This is a genomic window from Binatus sp. (SeqCode) (genome assembly GCF_036522015.1).
GTDB lineage: Bacteria > Desulfobacterota > Binatia > Binatales > Binataceae > Binatus.
The window spans coordinates 1-2,064 of the sequence record NZ_DATDGQ010000001.1; the positions used below are offsets into that span (position 1 = coordinate 1).

The following is a 2,064-nucleotide window of genomic DNA, read 5'->3' on the forward strand; positions in this document are numbered from 1 at the left end:
GGCGACAGAATCAAGTTCGAAGTCGTCGATTGCACCAGGCTGCCGGCCGCGCAGTTCGATTTCATCTCGACCTTCGACGTCGTGCACGATTCCGTCGATCCCGACGCACTGCTGAAATCGATTCGCGCCGCGCTGAAGCCCGACGGGACGTACCTGATGGTCGAAGTGAACGTGTCGTCGAAGCTCGAGGACAACATCAATCCGATGGGCCGCCTGATGTACTCGATGAGCACGCTGTACTGCATGACGACGTCGCTCGCGCACGGTGGCGCGGGAATCGGCGCGTGCATGGGCGAGGCAACGGCGCGCGAGCTGGCCGCGGCGGCGGGATTCAAGCACTTTCGCCGGTTGCCGATCGACGATTTGTTTTCGGCGCTCTATGAAATCCGCGCGTAGTTGAAGCCGATCATCGAAGGCGTCGCTGGAAGGCATCCTGCAAAGCAGGCAGCATTTTCTGCCAATCGGCGAGCAGCCCGATATTCGCGCGTTCGAAGATCAGAGCGTCGGCGTCATTGTTGATTGCGACGACGGTCTGCGCACGTTTCAGCCCGCATGTATGGTTAGGCGCGCCGCGCACCCCGATCGCAATGTAGAGTCGCGGGTCGATTGATTTGCCGGTCAGACCGACCTGCAACTGGCGCGGCACCCATCCTTGATCAGTCACGCGTCGCGTCGCGCACATCGCAGCGCCGAGCGTTCGCGCGAATACGGCGACCTTCGCGACGCCCCCGGGTCCGCCGACTCCCGTGCCGATACCGACGACGACTTCGGCGCCTTCGAGCGGGACCAGCGTTGGATCGAGAGTCGAGTGCGCCTTGATGAGCCGGCTCTTGGGCGCGCTCACCTCGACGCGCACAGTTTGAAGTTCGGCTTGCCTGGTTTCCGACGGCGCCGCGAGTTCGAGCACGCCCGGCCGCACCGTCGCCATCTGCGGAAATGTTTTGGAGTAAATCGGCGCGACTATGTTGCCGCCGAAGGCCGGCTTGAGCGCGACCATCCGATTTTCAGAGTCGAGCTCGATATCGATCGCATCGCCAGTCAGCCCGAGGCCCAGGCGTGCGGCCAGCCGCGGTCCCCAGTCGCGCCCGCGCTCAGTCGCACCGATCAAGATTCCCCACGGCGCGTGCATCGGAACGACTTTCGCGACCGCCTCGGCCGCAGCTTCGGGCGTGTACGAAAGCAGGGCCGGATGCTCGAGCGTAAGCACCTGGTCGGCGCCGAAACTCGCGAGCAATCCAGCGTGCCGCGACACGGCGACGTCGAATCCCACCGCGACGAGCGCACCGCCGAGTCGCGACGCGAGCTCATCGCCACGTGAAAGCAGCTCGAGCGTGCCGCGTGTGATGCGGCCTTCAAGGTCGGTTTCGCAAGCAATCCACACGTCGCAGTCGCGCTTGCTCGCGCGACGCGCCGCTGCGATTGGACGTCGCTTGGGCACGCGAACTTTCAGCGCGCCGAGGGTCTCGAGCGCCGACATCGCCTCAGCGGCGGCGCGCTCCGCGTCAGCTGAGTCGATAAATTTGCACTCGGTCTTCGGCGTTTCGACGACCCGAACCTCCTGCACCCAGGTCGGCGAGCCCGCCAGTCCGAATTCTTTTGGGTCTGGGCCGAGCTCCGCAGCGCGAACCGCCAGGATCGGCCTGGTTTTCGCCTCGTCGGACGCACCCGGCTTGACCTTGACCGGCTGTGCGACGCGCTCGGCGCAGTTGCTGACCGCGGGCATCTCGGCCTCGACTTCATCGAATCCTTCGTCGCTCTCGCGCTCGGCGCGGAGCGTGCGCCCATCGACTTCCAATTTTCGCGCACCGGTGATTTGCGCGGCGCCGATCAGTTCCGCTATCTCGGGACCGACCTGTCCAGTCTCCGCGTCGAGCGAGTACTTGCCGAGCATGATCAGGTCGAAATTTCCACGCGCCAGCCAGAGCGCGAGCGCGCGCGCCGTCGCTAGCGTGTCCGCGCCAGCGAACGCTCGATCTTCCAGGTGCACTGCGTGCTCCATTCCCATCGCGAGCGCATCGACCAGTGCGCCGCGTGCCTGCGGCGGTCCCATCGTGACGACCGTCG

At 65.1% G+C, this 2,064-nt stretch carries 2 protein-coding genes; one reads left to right on the forward strand and one right to left on the reverse strand.

From position 1 onward, the window contains the following. The coding region (locus VIW95_RS00005; protein WP_331582687.1) for a class I SAM-dependent methyltransferase at window positions 1-396 on the forward strand (396 nt) is incomplete at its 5' end. Window positions 397-406: 10 nt separating this feature from the next. Here the strand turns inward: VIW95_RS00005 and VIW95_RS00010 are convergent. Beyond that, on the reverse strand, window positions 407-2,064 hold a 1,658-nt coding region (locus tag VIW95_RS00010; RefSeq protein WP_331582689.1), incomplete at its 5' end, for an FAD-binding protein.